23 protein-coding genes are annotated in these 15,891 nt (G+C 69.8%); 16 read left to right on the top strand and 7 right to left on the bottom strand.

Annotation, left to right across the window (positions count from 1 at the left end):
* Positions 1-5 precede the first annotated feature (5 nt).
* The 12 genes from ABEA04_RS18225 (at position 6) to ABEA04_RS18170 (ending at position 10,288) form a co-directional block, all read left to right on the top strand.
* Positions 6-2,117, top strand: coding sequence for a hypothetical protein (locus tag ABEA04_RS18225; protein ID WP_345462012.1), 2,112 nt, complete (start codon positions 6-8; stop codon positions 2,115-2,117).
* A gap of 224 nt (positions 2,118-2,341) precedes the next feature.
* Positions 2,342-3,388, top strand: coding sequence for a phage portal protein (locus ABEA04_RS18220; RefSeq protein WP_345462009.1), 1,047 nt, complete (start codon positions 2,342-2,344; stop codon positions 3,386-3,388).
* Positions 3,385-5,022 carry an HK97 family phage prohead protease gene (locus tag ABEA04_RS18215; RefSeq protein ID WP_345462006.1) on the top strand — a complete coding sequence of 546 codons (1,638 nt, stop codon included), beginning with the start codon at positions 3,385-3,387 and terminating at the stop codon, positions 5,020-5,022. The genes ABEA04_RS18220 and ABEA04_RS18215 overlap by 4 nt, the downstream gene beginning before the upstream one ends.
* The gene (locus ABEA04_RS18210) at positions 5,022-5,246 is read left to right on the top strand and encodes a hypothetical protein (RefSeq protein WP_345462003.1); all 225 of its coding nucleotides are present in this window, start codon (positions 5,022-5,024) and stop codon (positions 5,244-5,246) included. Before ABEA04_RS18215 ends, ABEA04_RS18210 begins: the two co-directional genes overlap by 1 nt.
* Complete coding sequence (locus ABEA04_RS18205; RefSeq protein ID WP_345462000.1) at positions 5,243-5,419, top strand: hypothetical protein; 177 nt, start codon at positions 5,243-5,245, stop codon at positions 5,417-5,419. The genes ABEA04_RS18210 and ABEA04_RS18205 overlap by 4 nt, the downstream gene beginning before the upstream one ends.
* Positions 5,416-5,727, top strand: coding sequence for a hypothetical protein (locus ABEA04_RS18200; RefSeq protein ID WP_345461997.1), 312 nt, complete (start codon positions 5,416-5,418; stop codon positions 5,725-5,727). Before ABEA04_RS18205 ends, ABEA04_RS18200 begins: the two co-directional genes overlap by 4 nt.
* A complete protein-coding gene (locus ABEA04_RS18195; RefSeq protein WP_345461994.1) occupies positions 5,724-6,065 on the top strand; it encodes a hypothetical protein in 342 nt (113 codons plus the stop codon). Before ABEA04_RS18200 ends, ABEA04_RS18195 begins: the two co-directional genes overlap by 4 nt.
* 1 nt (position 6,066) lies before the next feature.
* Positions 6,067-6,486 (top strand): hypothetical protein, encoded by a 420-nt coding sequence (locus ABEA04_RS18190; RefSeq protein ID WP_345461991.1) that lies wholly within the window; start codon positions 6,067-6,069, stop codon positions 6,484-6,486.
* 4 nt (positions 6,487-6,490) lie between these two features.
* Positions 6,491-6,880 (top strand): hypothetical protein, encoded by a 390-nt coding sequence (locus tag ABEA04_RS18185; protein WP_345461988.1) that lies wholly within the window; start codon positions 6,491-6,493, stop codon positions 6,878-6,880.
* Positions 6,877-7,221 (top strand): hypothetical protein, encoded by a 345-nt coding sequence (locus ABEA04_RS18180; RefSeq protein ID WP_345461985.1) that lies wholly within the window; start codon positions 6,877-6,879, stop codon positions 7,219-7,221. The genes ABEA04_RS18185 and ABEA04_RS18180 overlap by 4 nt, the downstream gene beginning before the upstream one ends.
* A gap of 89 nt (positions 7,222-7,310) precedes the next feature.
* The gene (locus tag ABEA04_RS18175) at positions 7,311-9,590 is read left to right on the top strand and encodes a phage tail tape measure protein (protein WP_345461982.1); all 2,280 of its coding nucleotides are present in this window, start codon (positions 7,311-7,313) and stop codon (positions 9,588-9,590) included.
* A complete protein-coding gene (locus tag ABEA04_RS18170; RefSeq protein WP_345461979.1) occupies positions 9,587-10,288 on the top strand; it encodes a sigma-70 RNA polymerase sigma factor region 4 domain-containing protein in 702 nt (233 codons plus the stop codon). The genes ABEA04_RS18175 and ABEA04_RS18170 overlap by 4 nt, the downstream gene beginning before the upstream one ends.
* Here ABEA04_RS18170 and ABEA04_RS18165 read toward each other — a convergent pair.
* Genes ABEA04_RS18165 through ABEA04_RS18155 form a run of 3 tightly spaced genes read right to left on the bottom strand, consistent with a single transcriptional unit; the run spans position 10,285 to position 11,167 of the window.
* Positions 10,285-10,485 (bottom strand): hypothetical protein, encoded by a 201-nt coding sequence (locus ABEA04_RS18165; RefSeq protein WP_345461976.1) that lies wholly within the window; start codon positions 10,483-10,485, stop codon positions 10,285-10,287. The genes ABEA04_RS18170 and ABEA04_RS18165 overlap by 4 nt on opposite strands.
* Positions 10,486-10,526: 41 nt before the next feature.
* A complete protein-coding gene (locus ABEA04_RS18160) occupies positions 10,527-10,799 on the bottom strand; it encodes a hypothetical protein (protein ID WP_345461973.1) in 273 nt (90 codons plus the stop codon).
* A 20-nt stretch (positions 10,800-10,819) separates the two neighbouring features.
* Complete coding sequence (locus ABEA04_RS18155; protein WP_345461970.1) at positions 10,820-11,167, bottom strand: helix-turn-helix domain-containing protein; 348 nt, start codon at positions 11,165-11,167, stop codon at positions 10,820-10,822.
* Between the two features lie 23 nt (positions 11,168-11,190).
* On the opposite strand from ABEA04_RS18155, the gene ABEA04_RS23040 reads away from it, so the two are divergent.
* Genes ABEA04_RS23040 through ABEA04_RS18145 form a run of 3 tightly spaced genes read left to right on the top strand, consistent with a single transcriptional unit; the run spans position 11,191 to position 11,946 of the window.
* Entirely contained in the window at positions 11,191-11,424 is a 234-nt protein-coding gene (locus ABEA04_RS23040; RefSeq protein ID WP_425577055.1) for a helix-turn-helix domain-containing protein, read from the top strand.
* Between the two features lie 40 nt (positions 11,425-11,464).
* A complete protein-coding gene (locus ABEA04_RS18150) occupies positions 11,465-11,644 on the top strand; it encodes a hypothetical protein (RefSeq protein ID WP_345461967.1) in 180 nt (59 codons plus the stop codon).
* The gene (locus ABEA04_RS18145; RefSeq protein WP_345461964.1) at positions 11,641-11,946 is read left to right on the top strand and encodes a hypothetical protein; all 306 of its coding nucleotides are present in this window, start codon (positions 11,641-11,643) and stop codon (positions 11,944-11,946) included. The genes ABEA04_RS18150 and ABEA04_RS18145 overlap by 4 nt, the downstream gene beginning before the upstream one ends.
* 14 nt (positions 11,947-11,960) lie before the next feature.
* Here ABEA04_RS18145 and ABEA04_RS23035 read toward each other — a convergent pair whose 3' ends face one another.
* From ABEA04_RS23035 to ABEA04_RS18125, 4 genes are all read right to left on the bottom strand, one after another.
* Positions 11,961-12,329, bottom strand: coding sequence for a DUF6907 domain-containing protein (locus ABEA04_RS23035; RefSeq protein WP_425577054.1), 369 nt, complete (start codon positions 12,327-12,329; stop codon positions 11,961-11,963).
* Positions 12,326-12,589: a hypothetical protein gene (locus tag ABEA04_RS18135; RefSeq protein ID WP_345461957.1), complete on the bottom strand. Its 264-nt coding sequence runs from the start codon at positions 12,587-12,589 to the stop codon at positions 12,326-12,328. The genes ABEA04_RS23035 and ABEA04_RS18135 overlap by 4 nt, the downstream gene beginning before the upstream one ends.
* Positions 12,586-12,771 (bottom strand): hypothetical protein, encoded by a 186-nt coding sequence (locus tag ABEA04_RS18130; RefSeq protein WP_345461955.1) that lies wholly within the window; start codon positions 12,769-12,771, stop codon positions 12,586-12,588. Before ABEA04_RS18130 ends, ABEA04_RS18135 begins: the two co-directional genes overlap by 4 nt.
* A 573-nt stretch (positions 12,772-13,344) precedes the next feature.
* Entirely contained in the window at positions 13,345-14,613 is a 1,269-nt protein-coding gene (locus ABEA04_RS18125; RefSeq protein ID WP_345461952.1) for an HNH endonuclease, read from the bottom strand.
* A 178-nt stretch (positions 14,614-14,791) separates the two neighbouring features.
* On the opposite strand from ABEA04_RS18125, the gene ABEA04_RS18120 reads away from it, so the two are divergent.
* Entirely contained in the window at positions 14,792-15,886 is a 1,095-nt protein-coding gene (locus tag ABEA04_RS18120) for a ferredoxin reductase (protein WP_345461949.1), read from the top strand.
* Positions 15,887-15,891 lie beyond the last annotated feature (5 nt).

Below are 15,891 nucleotides of genomic sequence, written 5' to 3'. Positions count from 1 at the left end.
ACTGAGTGCCGACGTCGATGTCCGGGCCGAATGGGAACAGCAGGCGCGGAACGACCTGCTGCCGCACTGGGTACGCGTCGTCGCGTACACCTGGGCGCGAGCAGATCGTGGCGGCCACGCCAGGCTCACCCCCGGCCAGCTCGGGCTCGTGCTGGGCCTCGGGCACAACGCCACCAGCGAGGCCATCCGCACCGCCCGCGACCGCGGCATCCTTGACGAGACCAGCAGCGCACGCTGCCTCGTTCTCGCTGGCCATCGACTCAACCCGTGCGAGGCGAGACACCGTGGTCTCTAACAACTGGTCCGGTCGGCGCGTCACCCGCGCGCGAGACATCGTCCGCACCTGGCTGCCGGCGCCTTGCGGTCAGTGCGGCGAGACTGTCAGCGACGAGGACGTGTGGGTCGTCGGGCACAAGGTCGCCCGGGCCATCGACCCGTCGCTGACGTGGGTCGTCTCGAACTGGCAGCCCGAGCACGACGCGTGCTCGCGACGGTCTGCCCAATCGGTGGTGATCGAGAAGGCCAAAGCCGAGGTCACCGGGTTTTTTCCTGATCGAGGTGAGTCAGGGAGTCCCCGAACCTTCCCTTCTCTCCCTCCATCGGCCCGGCGTCGCCAAGAAGTGCCGCTGGAGCCCCGCGAGGGCCTGGAATGGGCTCCTGCGGCCTGGGAGCACCTGCCGTGGTTGGCGGCGTTCGCCACGGTCCCCCCAGACGCGAGCCCGCCGCTGCACATGAGCCCACCGCACCCCGAAGCGGTCGACTCCTACGGCGCCTCGGCGGTCGAGTGGATCGAGCGGACCCAGGGCATCGAGTTCCGGTGGTGGCAGCGGCTCGCGATCGTTCGGCAGCTCGAGCACCGCGACGACGGGTCGCTGTGCTGGTCGACGATCCTCGAGTCGGCGCCTCGTCGCGCCGGCAAGTCGGTGCGCATCCGTGGCGTCGCGCTCTGGCGGATGGCGCTCGGCCCCACGCTGTTCGGCGAGCGACAGGAGATCGTGCACACCGGGTCCGACATCGCCGTCTGCCGCAAGGTGCAGAAGGCTGCCTGGCAGTGGTGCTGGTCGCAGGAGTGGACCGTCACGAAGGCCAACGGCAAGGAGGCGATCGAGTCCACCACGGGCGACGTCTGGTACGTCCGGGCGCAGGACGCGACCTACGGGTGGGACACGACGCTCGCCCTGGTCGACGAGGCGTGGGACGTCAAGCCGGACACGGTCGACGAGGGCCTCGAGCCGTCGCTGCTCGAGCGCCAGTCGCCACAGCTGCATATGACCTCGACGGCTCACCGCCGCGCCCGGTCGACCATGCGCACCCGGCTCGCCGACGCCATCACCCGCGACGACGGCGAGACGCTGTTGCTGCTGTGGGGCATCCCGGCCGGTGCTGACATCGGCGACCCCGACGCCTGGCGAGCAGCGTCGCCGTACTGGACCGAGAGCCGGCGCCGGATGATCGCCGCGAAGTACCAGAAAGCGATGGCGGGCGAGTCCGACCCCGAGGCCGACGACCCCGACCCCGTGGCCGGCTTCGAGGCGCAATATCTCAACCGTTGGCGGCTGAGCGAGCGCCGGCAGGCCGCCGGCACGGAGGTCATCGACGCCGATGTCTGGGGCTCGCTCGTCGTCCTTCCGGACGATGACGCCAAGCCGGTCGGTGCAGCGATCGAAGCGTGGTTCGACGCCGGGCTCTCGCTAGCCCTGGCCTACCGGGAGGGCGACCGCGTTGTCGTGGTCGTTGTCGACTACCCCGACATCCACAGTGCAGTGACTGCACTGAAGGCGTCCGGCTTCCGCGGTCGCGTCGCCGTCGGTGCGTCACTGAAGGACGACCCTGCGCTGGCCAATGTCGCCCGGACGCCGATGGGGGAGCGGCTGACCGCGAGCGTCGTCGACCTCGCCCGCCTGGTCGCCGAGCGCGGCCTCCATCACGACGGCGGCGACCACCTCACCGAGCAGGTGATCGCGCTCCGCACCGTGCCGGCGCCGGACGGTGCTCGAGTGGTCAGCAAGCACCGCGCCGACGCCGTCAAGGCCGCCGTGTGGGCCGTCGAGGTGGCACGCAAGCGGACGTCGGGTCCGGTGCGCATCGGCCTGCCCACCAGCGTCCGAGCGTCCTAGTACGGCTCTCACCCGTAGTCACTCCGGACGTGGGCCGGAGTGGGCCAGGTGGAAACCCGTTTCCACCTCACTCTCGCCTCGTGGGCCTACTTCGTGCGCTGGTGTCGGGTCGACCCGACCCTGTCCTCGAAGCGGCCGCGGTCCCGGTCGACGAATCGTTCGCGGTTGGCGCCGAATCGGTCCCGCCGCAGGTCTTCGGGCTCGCCAGCTACCTCAGCCCGACCGTGCCGGTCGCGCGGGTCTCGCGCCGGGAGGCGATCCAAGTCGCAGCGGTCAAGCGGGCGCGCGACCTCGTCGCCGGGTCGCTCGGCACGCTGCCGTTGATCACGGTCAAGCCCGACCTGAGCATCGACCGCACCTCGTGGCTCGCGCAGCCCGAGGCCGACGTGCCGCCGTCGGTGACGATGACCCGCACCATCGAAGACCTCCTGTACGAGGGCATTGCCTGGTGGTTCATCACCGGATTCGCTTGGGACAACTACCCGGCCCGCGTCGTGCGCCTCGATCCCCGGTCGGTCGACGTGCAGAAGGACGGCCGGGTCCGCGTCACCCTCGACGGCAACCGCGGCCACGCCGACGAGTGGCCTCAGGACTCGCAGCTGATCCGCTTCGACAGCCCGAACGACCCGCTGCTGGTCGCCGGCGCCCGCGCCATCCGCCAGTGCCTCCTGCTCGACGCCGCGGCCCTGCGCCACGCCTCCGGCAGCCCGCCGCTGGACTACTTCACGCCCACCGACGGCGTCGACCCCGACAGCCTCGACTTCCTCGACGACTGGCAGGCCGCCCGCCAGACCCGCTCGACCGGCTACGTGCCCGCCGCGGTGACCTACAACGTCGCCGGCTGGAACCCCGAGCAGCTGCAGATGGCCGAGGCCCGCAACCACGCCGTCCTCGAGATCGCCCGCGTCGCCGGCGTCGACCCCGAGGAGCTCGGCGTCTCGACCACCTCGCGCACCTACGCCAACCAGTTCGACCGCCGCAAGGCGTTCCTTGACTTCACGCTCGGCGGTTACCGCGCCGCCATCGAGGGCCGACTGTCCATGGGCGACGTCACCCCGCGCGGCACCAAGGTCCGCTTCGACCTCGACGACTTCCTCCGCTCCGACGCCAAGAGCCGCTACGAGGCGTACAAGGTCGGGCTCGAGGTCGGCGCGGTCACTCCCGACCGCATCGCCGAGGCCGAGGGCGTGCCCGCGAAGGTCATGACACCCGGCACCCCCGCCGCGCCCGCGCTCCGCTCCGTTCCCGAGCCCGTTGAGGTGCCCGCATGAGCGAGACCATGGACGTGACCGCGATCCCCGGCGGCGCCGTCTTCTCAGTCGACGTCGCCAAGCGCGAGATCCGCGGCCGAGCCGTCCCTTACGGCGTCGTCGGCGTCAAGGGCGGCAAGCGCTTCCAGTTCGCCCGCAACACCGTCCACCCCCGCGAGGGGATGCGCGTGAAGCTCTGGGCGCTGCACGACCAGGCCCACGCTGCCGGCGTCGTCAGCGAGTGGGACGACACCGACGAGGGCCTCGACGTCGCGTTCACCGTCGCCAAGACCCCCGAGGGCGACCGAGCCCTCGCCCAGGCCGACAGCGGCGTCTGGGACGGGCTCTCCATCGGCCCCAGCGAAGGCGCGAAGTACGTCCTCCGCGACGGCGTCTACCACTCGGTCGACGTCCCGGTTCACGAGATCAGCCTCACCCCGGCGCCCGTCTTCGGCGGCGCCCGCGTCCAGAGCGTCACCTTCGACCTCACCCAGGAGACAGGAATGCCCGACACCGGCACCAGCACCGTGACCGACCCGACCACCGAGGCGGCCCCGGCTGTCGACTTCTCCTCGCTGTCGCAGGCGCTCGAGAGCGGCATCAAGGCCGGCTTCGAGGGCCTCGCCGCCCCGCAGCGCGAGACCGTCAGCCCCGCCCGCCCCGTCGAGGTCACCGAGGAGCTGCCGTACCGCTTCGACGGCATCCCCGGCAAGCACAGCCTCGTCGAGGACATGCGCGCCGCGCAGAACGGCGACAGCGTCGCCAAGCAGCGCTTCGAGGAGTTCGTCGAGGAGGCATTCGCGGTCACCACCACGAACACCGGCTCGCTGAACCCGACGCAGAACCGGCCCGAGCTGTACGTGCCGAACCTGACCTACTCCACCCCGCTGTGGGACTCCGTCAGCACCGGCACCATCACCGACCGCACGCCGTTCACGGTGCCGAAGTTCTCCTCCGCCTCCGGCCTGGTCGGCGCCCACACCGAGGGCGTCGAGCCCACCCCGGGCGCCTTCGCCGCGACGTCGCAGACGGTCACCCCGACCGCACTGTCGGGCAAGATCGAGATCAACCGCGAGGTGCTCGACCAGGGCGGATCCCCGCAGGCCGACGGGATCATCTGGGGCGAGATGCTCAACGGCTGGTTCGAGGCCCGCGAGGCCCGCATCGCCACCCTGCTGGCCACCACCGGCACGACCGAGCTGAACCTCGCTAGCGCCACCGACAGCACGCTCGTCAACGCGCTGACTGACTACTTCGCCAGCCTCCAGTTCGTCCGCGGCGGCAATCGCTTCACCCGCTTCGTCGCCGACGGGATGCTGTTCCCCAAGCTGGTCAGCGCCGCCGACTCCACCGGCCGCAAGCTGCTCCCAGTCCTCGGCCCCACCAACGCCCAGGGCACCACCGGTAGCGGCTTCGACAGCGTCCAGCTCGGCAACCAGACCGTCCGAGCCGCTTGGGCGCTCGGCACCGGCAACGCCGCCCGCTCCTACTCCTTCGTGCCCACCAGCGTGTGGGCCTGGGCCTCCGCCCCGCGGAAGTTCACCTTCGAGTACCAGGTCAAGAGCGTCGACATGGCCATCTGGGGCTACGCCGCCGGCGCCATCCTCCGCGACTCCGACGTCAAGCCCATCGACTACACGACCGCGGACTCCTGATGAGCGCCGAGTACGCCGACGTGCCCGACCACACCGACGAGCACCCTGGCGAGGACATCGCGCGGCTGGGCAAGCGCGGCCACGACGAGACCGGCAGCGTCCGACCCGCCGACGGGCGCTACGGCCTCCATGACCCTGGCGAGGAGTCGCTCTACTGCGGCCCCGAGGCGCCCGCCGTCACCACTGAGGACGCACCCCGCACTCGCAAGGCGGGGAAGCGATGACCGCCAAGCCCGACAAGCCCACCAAGCACGCCGTCGGCGACGCCGTCCTGGTCAAGGAGGGCGGCACCGTCGTGCGCCCCGACGGCACCGAGCACGTCGTCAGCGGCGGCACCTACGTGCTCGACATCGTCGGCACCTACGTCGTCGAGGGCAGCGAGGTCACCGCCAGGTGAACACCTACGGCAGCCAGGTCCCGCCCAGCGTCGCCAGCGTCGCGACCCAGCTGGGCAAGACGGCCGATGAGATCCGAGGCGCCTACCACGCCGAAGTCGCCAGCCAGCGCCGTCGCTGCGACATCGAGGGCTACGGCTACGACCAGGATCTCAACGCCGCGCTGGTGCGCCGCGTCCGCCGTCACCTCGCCATGGATCCGCTGCCGCTCGGAGTACTGGTGGACGAGGTCGGCGGAACCCGCGTCGGGTCCACCGACCCCGAGGTGCGCCGGCTTGAGGCGCCCTACCGACGGGTGGTCGTCGGATGAGCACCCGCACCGAGCTCGCCACAGCGGCCAACGGGGTCGAGGGACTGACCGCGACCCCGTACTTCACCAGCGGCACTCGTGCCGGCACGGTCTGGATCCGTCTGGACCGCATCGAGTTCCCCGACCGCTTCGGCGGCATCGCGCACTGGAACGTCGTCCTCGTCCTCCCGCAGGACCAGGCCGAGTCAGAGCGCTACTTCGAGGCCACGACCCCCGCCCTGCGCGAGGCCCTGGCCGACCACCTCGTGGTCACGTCCGTGACCCCTCAGCGACTCCAGCTCGACGGCGTCGGCCCGTTGTCCGTCGCCTTCATCAACGGCCACAGAGAGGCAGACTGACATGGCCACTGCAGGAACCCGACTGCTCACCATCAGCGTCGGCGGAACCGAGTACGCCGCCCAGGTCAAGAAGTCCGTGGTGACTTCCCAGGCTGCCGACGGCGACAGCCCGACGTTCGGCGAAGCCTCCACCGGCGGCGCTCGCGAGTACCGGCTGGCGCTGACCATCCTTCAGGATCACGCGACCACGACCCTGTGGGACAAGATCTGGTCGTCGTCCGGGACGACCGCGGCGGTGATCGTGCGGCCCTACGGCAACACGACCCCGACGACCTCGCAGCCGCACTACACCGGCAATGTGGTCATCTCGGAGCCCGACGGTGACTTCATCGGCGGTGAGGCCGACTCCGCTGTGGCGACCCGCTGGGTGACCGAGGTCGAGTGGGTCTTCACGGCCAAGCCCACCAAGATCACCGCTTGAGCCGATGGCCGAGCTGACCGGAGTTCGCGTCGAGGGCCTCTCGGCCGCCGTGCGCGCCCTGAAGCAGCTCGGCCTCGAGGTCGAGGACCTCAAGGGCGCGTTCAGCACGATCGCCAGCGAGGCCGCAGGCGCCATCCGTGCCGAGACCCCGCGTCGCTCCGGTCGCCTTGCCGGGACCGTGCGCGGCAACCGTGCTCAGTCCAAGGCCGTCGTCACCGTCGGCCGCTCCACCGTGCCCTACGCCGGCGTCATCCGCTACGGCTGGCCGGCTCGGCACATCCCGCCCAACGACTACGCCGGCCGCGGCGAGCAGAAGTACACGCCCACGGCCATCCACCGGCTCGAGCAAGAGATCGAGGCGGCCATCCGACGAAAGGGACTGCACCGACGATGAGCACCAGCGGAACGACCTTCGAGGAGATGTCCGAGTCGATCACCGGCTTCGACGAGATCGCCGTGCAGAAGCACTTCGACTTCAACCTGTGGACCCAGGGCGAGTCCAACCCGGTGCTGCTGCTGCGCGCCATGGTCTTCGTCCACCTCCGCCGCCCCGCAGGCGGCTCGCTGACCGACATCGAGGCCAGGCAGCGCGTCCTCGACATGCCCGCTGGCGAGGTGCAGCGCTACTTCGAGGAGAGCCACGAGAGCGGCGTCGACGAGCCCGACACCGAGTCGGGAAAAGACGTCTCCTCGCCCGGCAGCGATCCCGGGCACGGGCTGAGTTCTGCGTCCTGACCGGCGTTCAGCCGGACCAGTACGACGCCCTGACCGTGCTCGACCGAGCCGAGTTCCAGCAAGCAGCCAAGCGATTCAGGAGGTGACCGATGGCCGGCCCCATCATCATCTCCATCCTGACCAACGCCCGTCAGGCGAACCGGGACCTCAACGCGACGGCCTCCACGGCACAGAAGATCGGCGACGGGTTCCGCCGAGCGGCTGCCCCGGCTGCCGCGGGACTCGCCGGCATCGCAGCTGCGGCCAAGCAGACCATCGACGCCGCCTCCGACGTCGCCGAGGCGCTCAGCAAGAACGACGTCATCTTCGGCAACCAGGCCGCCGATATCGAGGCGTTCGCCGACCGAGCCGCATCAGCGCTCGGTCAGTCCAAGGTGCAGGCGCTGGACGCGACCTCGACGTTCGGCTCCATCGCGCAGTCGGCGGGCCTGACCGGTGACAAGGCAGCCGAGTTCGCCAAGCAGTTCACCTCGCTCTCGAGCGACCTGGCCTCCTTCGGCAACACCGACGTCCAGACCGCCATCGACGCCATCGGATCGGCGATGCGCGGTGAGGCCGAGCCCATCCGCAAGTACAACGTCCTGCTCGACGACGCCCGACTCCGGGCGGAAGCGATGCGGCTCGGCCTGGTCAAGACCACCAAGGAAGCGCTGACCCCGCAGCAGAAGGCGCTCGCCGCCGCGCAGGTCATCCTGAGCCAGACCACCCAGGCGCAGGGCGACTTCGCGAAGACTTCGGACGGCGCGGCCAACAAGACGCGCATCCTGGCGGCCCAGCAGGCAGACCTGAAGGCGAAGCTCGGCGAGCAGCTGCTGCCGATATACGAGAAGTTCCTGGGCATCCTGCAGAAGGTGCTCGGCTGGATCGAGAAGCACCAGACCGAGACCAAGATCATCGTCGGCCTCGTCGCCGGGCTCGCGGGCGTCATCCTCGCCGTCAATGGCGCGATGTCGGCCTACCGAGCTGTGACGGCGATCGCCACGGGCGTCACCAGGGCATTCAGCTTCGCCCTGGCCACCTCGCCGATCGGGCTGTTCGTGCTGGCCATCGCCGGCCTCGTGACCGCCCTCGTGATCCTCTACAACAAGTCCGAGAAGGTTCGGAACATCATCGACTCGGTCGGTCGATTCATCAAGAAGATCCCGGAGTACGTCAGCGCCGCGGCAGACGCGATGGGGAGCATCCTCAGCGGTCTCTACGACTCGGTGACCGGGGCGCTGAGCGACGCCGGGACGTGGCTGCTCGACGCCGGCAAGCAGGTCATCCAGGGCCTCATTGACGGCATCACCAGTCGGATCGGCGACGTCGTCAGCACCATGGGCGGCATTGTCAACTCGATCGTCGGCTTCGTCGAGAGCCCGCTGGGGTTCGACATCAACTCGCCGTCCAAGGTCTTCAAGCGCATCGGCGGCGAGGTCATGGAGGGCCTTGCTGCGGGCATCCTCGGTGGCTCGGCCAGGGCGCAGAAGGTCATCGCCCGCATCACGAGCAAGCTCTCCAAGAGCGCGGCCCGCGAGCTCAAGTCACAGTTCGACCAGTACCGCGACCTCGCTCGTCAGCAGGACCGGCTGACCGCCTCTCTCGGGAGGGCGCAGGACAAGCTCAAGGGTCTGCGTGACACCGCGCGGGACTACGCCACGTCGCTCAAGGAGTCGATCGTCGACTTCGGCAGCATCACCGGCCTCGGCGACGATGGCGGTTTCGGCTCGTTCTCCCAGCTTGTCGACAAGCTCCGTGGCCGCGCTGCTGACGCCGACAGGTTCGCCAAGGTCATCGAGCAACTTCGGAAGCAGGGCCTGAATCAGACGACCCTGGATCAGCTTCTCGCTGCCGGCCCGGACTCAATCGGGACCGCTCAGACCATCCTCGGTGGCGGAGCCGCGGGCATCGCTCAGATCAACCGACTCACCAAGCGCTTGGAGCGCACAGGCCAGGCCATGGGTAACGCTGCGGCCGACTCGCTCTACGGCGCCGGTCTGCGTGCCGCGCAGGGCGTGGTGGACGGCTTCAAGCGGGACCAGCGTGAGCTCGACCGCCTGGCAACGCGCTTTGCACGGATCCTGCGCCAGGGCGTCCTCGAGGGCCTTGAGGCCACCGCGGCACAGAAGGCCGCCCGGGAGGCTCGAGAGCGCGAGCGCAAGGCGCGTCAGGAGCTTCGCGAGGCTCGGGCCGAGGCCGGAGCCGACGGCAAGATCACCGACCGCGAGCGCCAGCACATCCGCGAACTGCTCAAGGAGCTCGAGCGGTCGCGGGGCACCACCAGGATCCAGTTCTCCTCCGAGCAGGTCGACCAGATGACCCGCGGCCGGCGAATTAACGCCGACCTGAACGCCTGGCTGAGCGCCGGCGGGAGGCAGGGCTCGCGATGACGACCGCCACGATCGGCAACACCGCCACCCTCGCGCACGGCATCACCATGGCCGAGGTCGAGATCCTCACCAGAGCGGCCGTGAAGCGCTTCCCCCGCAGCACCGACAGCATCGACCCCACCGACCGTTGGGACGCGGCCTGGTTCGCCATCATCGAGCTGATCTACACCACGACCGAGAAGCCGACCGGGTTCTCGCTCATCTGTGCCGGCATGGACGCGATCTCCAACGAGGTCACCAAGCGCCGCTCGATGATGGGCTACTCCCGCAAGTACGGTGAAGCGGCCAGCGGTCCGAACTTCGTGACCTACTGGATGCCGCACCCAGCTGCCGGGGACGGGTTCAGCGACCGTCTGATCGAGCGATTGGCGCTCCCCAAGGTGATGGCCGAACTGACGGCCGAGGAGTACGAGGTCATCGCCGCACTCGCCATCTTCGGCACGCAGATCGCCGCCGCCGAAGCACTAGGGCTGAAGTACGGCACCTTCACCAACCGCCTCCATAAGGCTCGCGCCCGTGCACAGCAGCTCTGGTTCGAGCACGAGACGCCGCGCACCTCATCCAAAGTCGACCTCGCGGTTACCTGCAAGGTCGGGCACGCCCGAGACGAGCACACCGTCACCCGACCCACGGGCGAGCGATACTGCGGGGCGTGCGCGAAGGCAGCAGAGCGCCGGCGAAGTGCCCGCAAGCGCTAGACGATAATTCGAGCCCTGCGGGAGCGCTCGGGCGTGGTGCGCTTGACCGTGCACCAGAAGCCAGGTGACCACCTAGTCTCCTCGTCGCCCTCGGTCGTGCGCAGGACGCCGTTCTCGGCGATCGAGTACTTCGCCTCGTCGTCGAACTGCTGCGAGCCGAAGCCGTCTTCGTCGCGGAAGGTCACTATGAATGCCATGCGCGGGAGTGTGGCAGCGACCACCGACAGTTAGTTCGACCTCAGCGGCCAAACTTGCCTGTCGTGCGCTTCGACTCCCACCGGGCGAGCTGACGCATGTCGTCGCGGTCGTAGCCGATCGCCTGCATCGCTTGCTGCAACTCCTCCAGCGTGCGCCCCTCTTCGGCCCAGTCCTTCAGCAGGCCGGGCATCAGCGCGTCGGACTGACTGTTGCGAGCCCAGCCGTTGTTGCCGATGAAGTCGAAGAAGTCGAGCATCTTGATCTGCTCGTCGGTGAAGCCGAGCCACTGGAAGTTCGAGGGCTTACGCGCCATCGGGGGAGTGTTGCACTGGGTCAGCCATGTCGAGGGCAAGGCTCATGCCTGACCCACGCGTCAAGGCAGTCGACATGGATCGCCCAACGGCCCCTCGGCACCGGCTGGTGGCCGTGCAGCTCGCCGGCCTCAAGTGCTTTCAGCAGGGTCGTTGGGTGCTTGCCGACGAACTTGCTGGCCTGCGCGGTGTTCATCCAGATGAGGCCATTACTAGGCCGAGGCTCAGGTCGACCGCTCGACTCGATCGCTGCTAGCCGACGCTCGACGTCAATGAGCCGAGCGTCGATCGCTATCAGAGCGGCGGTCGCCGCATCTCGAAGAGCACGTAATTCGGGCACAGTCAGGTTGAAGTCGTCGTGGCGGGCCATGGGCGTCGGTCTACCGTCCGCAGATGAAACTCCCTCAGGACGGCGCCCTCGCGTACTCAGTAGACCAAGCGGCTCACTTGTGCGGCCTGTCGTCCAAGTCGATCCAGCGAGCCATTAAGTCGGGTGAGTTGCGCGCTAAGCGCACCAACCGAAGCGCGCACGGCGAGCCACCGTCCGGCCGGATCCTGATCCTCCGTTCGGACCTCGAGACGTGGCTCGAAAACCTCGATGACGACTGGTGGGGACTTAGGTACTAGCAGCCGCGGCGAGGTCGAGAGGAGGCTTACCATGCCCCGCATGACCTACATCGTGAATGAGACTACTGATGACACGACTGCCATGCTGCCCGGCCAGAACATCACTGTTGAGGCTGTTGACTACATCGAGGCGGGGTCGTTCGTGAAGTTCTACGACGCCAACGGTGACGAGGTTTACGCGATCAAGACCGACAGCGTTCGGAACATCCGAACCCGGTGAGATCTGCCGTGGTCGCGCTCTTTCTCCTAGCGGCCGTAAGTGCCTGCGGGGGCGAGGCCGAGGGCGGGGGAGGGGTCGAGCAGAGCGGTCGCGCAGACGTCCCCTGGGGCAGTTACGCCGACGGCCTTCAGGGGCGCATCGACCAGCTCGAAGCCAACGGCCGATGTAACGCGTTGCAGCGCGAGTTCGACGTCGCGGACCGCAACAACAAGGCCACGCTGGATCGGACGGGCGAGCACAACAACGCCGAGCTCCTCAAGTACATCGATGAGGCGCTCGGCGCTGCTGGGTGTTACGACTGAAACCGTTACTGCCCCTACGCCTCCAACTCGGCCAGGTCGGCGAGGTGGACCAGCTGCCGCGCAAGGCTGCGGGCGTCGCCGGGCCATAGGCGCATCGTGTGGTTCAGGTCGCCCTCGACGTTGCGGACCTCGAGCTCGATGAACGGCGGACCGTGGAACACGCAGTCCGGGCCGGGGTCGGCGTACAGCCACATGTGCCAACGGTGGTGCTCTCGGTCGCCCTCGCCGGGCAGCCGGTCGCTGTGCCCGATCAGGTCGCCGCGGTGGTGAACCCGTGCGATCTCGGGTCGGCAACCCTCGGCCAACGCCGCCTCGTGCTCGCCGCTGCACCAGCTCGGGCAGGAGGCAGGGAGCCTGACCCCGTCGACTTCCGCGGCGGTCACTGCTGCACCTCTCGGCGAGCAGCGCCGGCAGCCTGCATCAGCATGATGGCGAGGTCGAGAGCCGCGTCGATGAAGAGCACGTCTAGGTCGACGCCCTCCTCGACGCACACCGCGATCGCCGCCCGACCATCCTGCGTGCCATTGGTCAGGATCACCTCGCCGACCAGCGGTGAGTTGAACTCGGCGTTGCACCAGCCGAAGACCCCGTCCGTGTCGAAGATGTGGTTCTTGCACCAGGGCGCGTGCATTGCGGCGCTCACTCGGCCTCCTCCAACAGCCTTTCGTTGGCCTCCCACTTGTTGAGGTAGTTGGCCGAGAGCGCCGCAGCACACGGCGGGCACGTCTCGACCGTGAGCACCGGGAAGAGGTTGCCGACGACCGGGACGCTGGGGCCGGGCCCGTTACGGGTCGTGGTCTCTCCACAGAGGCTCACGGCAGCCATCCCGAGCTCCTTGGCGAGCTCCATGTGTGACGTCCAGAACAGGTGGCGCACCTTGATCTCAGACTCGGTCGTTGCGCTGTCAGGCGCAGGGGTAGTACGTTCCGTCTTAGACATTGCTCCTCATTCGAGGTGAGGCCCCGGCCGGTGCTGCGAACACCGACGGGGCTGCTTCGTTTTTCGGGCGCTGCGAACGCCCGGAGAACGTGGGGTCGAGGGCTGTCAAGACAACTGACAGCTGCGGTCGACCGGGCCGCTGGCGGGCTACTCGATAGGGCCTCCATCTCGCCCGATAACTGAGGCCACAGCGCTCTCATATCCACCGCCTGACACGCTGCGGGCCACAGCGCTTATGCGGTCGGCACCCCGAAGATGCCGGGCGAGCCGCCGCGGGTGCAGCCGAGCCGCAAGGTCGCCTCGCACTGGGACGACGAGGGCAACCGCGTCGACTAGCGCGCGACCGGCGTGGTGCCACCGGACCGGCGGGGCACCACTGGACCGCCGAGACCGTGGGCGGCGCCGACCGGCCGACCAGCCGACCCGCTGCGGCTCCGGTCGGTTGCGGTCGGCGTCCGGTCAGGCGACCTCGTCCTCGCCCCACCCCGGAGCGGGCGGAGCGAAGGACAGGTAGACGTGCCCCGTCGGCGTCGTGATCTCGGTGACGTGGCCGGGCCCGGGCCGCGGCAGGGTGGCCCAGCCGATGGCGTCCTTGGCGTAGTTGCACGCCTCGCACAGCCCCTGCAGCCCGGAGGCGACGGTGGTGCCGCTGTCGCGGAACGCCTCGACGTGGTCGACGTGCCGCACCGGTGCCCCGCACCACGGGGTCCGGCACACCTGGTCGCGGTCGCGGACGAAGGCCGCGAGCCCGGCCGGCGCGAGCCGCGACCTCGACTCCATCGCCATCAGCTGGCCGGCCGTCGGGGCCACGAACAGCCTCCGCACGGCGACCTGGGCGTCGGTGAGGGCCCGCTGGACGACATCGCGGGCCGCGTCGGCGGGCACGAGCCCGTAGCCGGGCAGGACGGCAGGCTCGTCGTCGCTGGCGAGCAGAGCGCGGTCGGTCATCACCAGGTGTAGGTCGACCGGTGGCGGGACGTCGGTGCGGCGTCCGGTCACCAGCTCGACGAGCGTGTCGGCCATGACCTGGCCGCGGGTGCGCTCGTCGCCGGTGGCGCGGGCCTGGCGGGCGACGCGGTCGAGCGCGGCGTACATCGCGACGCCCTGCACGACCGGCAGCAGCGCGGTCACGTAGGTCATCGTGTCGGGCGCGGGGCGCACGGTGACGCGACGCTCCTCCTCGGCGAGCCGGCGGCGCGCCGCGACCCCGGCCGAGTCGAGCCGGGCGGCCAGCCGGGCCGCCTTCGCCGCGAGCTGCTTGGTGCCGAGCGCGCCGACGTCGTCCGCGCCGCCGACCTTCTCGTCGATGGTGGCGCGGTGCTCGCGCGCCAGGCAGGCGGTCTCGCGCACCAGCACGGTGGCGCGCCAGGAGTCGATCTCGCCGCGGCTCAGCGCCGCGAGCGTGTGCGGCATCTCGGTGCACAGCACCTGGGCGGTGGCCAGCAGGCGGGTGGCCCGGGCCGGGCTCTGGCGCACGGCCAGCCCGACCTGCGCCGCGACACCCTGGCCGACGCGGTGCGCCGGCACGCCGGCCTTGCGCTGCTCGTCCCGCTGCGACTGGGCGAACCGGTGCGCGGTGCGGGCCTGCGCGGCGCTGGCGGCGCCCTTCAGCTCCTGCAGCGCCCGCAGCAGCTCGACCCGCTCGGCGTCGTCGACGCGGTCGTCGGGTGCGCCGACCTCGCCCAGGTCGCGGACCCAGGCGGCGACGTCGGCGGCGGACAGGCTCATGCGGCGCAACCTAGGCACGCCGGCCCCCGCTCCGCCACGGCCGCCCGCCGACCTGTGGACGGCCGCGTGAGACGGCCGCGTTCCCGAGGCCGGCACCGCGGTCGGGACGACGATTGACCCGGTCCACATCCCCCAGAGGGGCGTTGACTCCCTGAGTAAACACCCGTTCACTGAGCGCGTGACGTCCTCGACGACCAGCGCGCCCCGCACGCGCGCCTGGGAGCGGCTGCGCCGCGGCGCCGACAAGCTGACCACCCCGCTGCTGCCCGACGACTACCTGCAGCTGCTCAACCCGCTCTGGAGCTCGCGCGAGCTACGGGGCCGCATCGAGAAGGTCGTGCGCGAGACCGACGACGCGGCCACGCTCGTCATCCGCCCCGGCTGGGGCTGGCACCACCAGCACCGGCCCGGCCAGTACGTCGGCATCGGCGTCCAGGTCGGCGGCCGGTTCCACTGGCGCTCCTACTCGGTCAGCTCCGCGCCGAAGCGCTCGGGCCGTCACCTCGCGATCACGGTGCGCGCCATGCCCGAGGGGTTCCTGTCCGACCACCTCGTCAACGGCCTCGAGCCGGGCACCATCGTGCGGCTGGCCACCCCCGCCGGCGACTTCGTGCTCCCCGACCCGCCGCCGGCGAAGGCGCTGTTCCTCGTCGGCGGCAGCGGCATCACGCCGGTGATGAGCATGCTCCGGACGCTCGACCGCCGCGGCACGATGCCGGACGTCGTCCTGCACTACTCCTCGACCGGCCCCGACCGCATGATCTTCCGCGACGAGCTGCGCACCCTCCACGAGCGGCACGACGCGCTCGAGGTGATCGAGCGCCACACCGACGCCGAGGGCCCGCTCGACGTCGGCGACCTGGACGACGTCGTGCCCGACTGGCGTGAGCGCGAGACGTGGGCCTGCGGCCCCGCCCCGATGCTCGACGCCGTCGAGGAGCACTTCGAGCACCAGGGCCTCGCCGAGCACCTGCACGTCGAGCGGTTCACCCTCGACCGCGGCGGCGACGGCGGCGAGGGCGGCACCGTCACGTTCCGCAGCTCGGGCAAGGAGGCCGAGGTCGACGGCGCCACGACGCTGCTCGAGGCCGGCGAGGAGGCCGGCGTCGGCATGCCGTTCGGCTGCCGGATGGGCATCTGCCACACCTGCACGCTCACCCTCGTCGACGGCGTCGTCCGTGACCTGCGCAGCGGTGACGAGTACGACCAGCCGAACGAGTCGATCCAGACCTGCATCACCGTCCCCGTCGGCGACTGCACCCTCGACATCTGACCCCA

The organism is Nocardioides marinquilinus, assembly GCF_039543705.1.
Taxonomy (GTDB): Bacteria; Actinomycetota; Actinomycetes; order Propionibacteriales; family Nocardioidaceae; genus Nocardioides; species Nocardioides marinquilinus.
The sequence above is the reverse complement of the archived record's forward strand: the minus strand, read 5'-3'. Positions and strand labels throughout refer to the sequence as shown.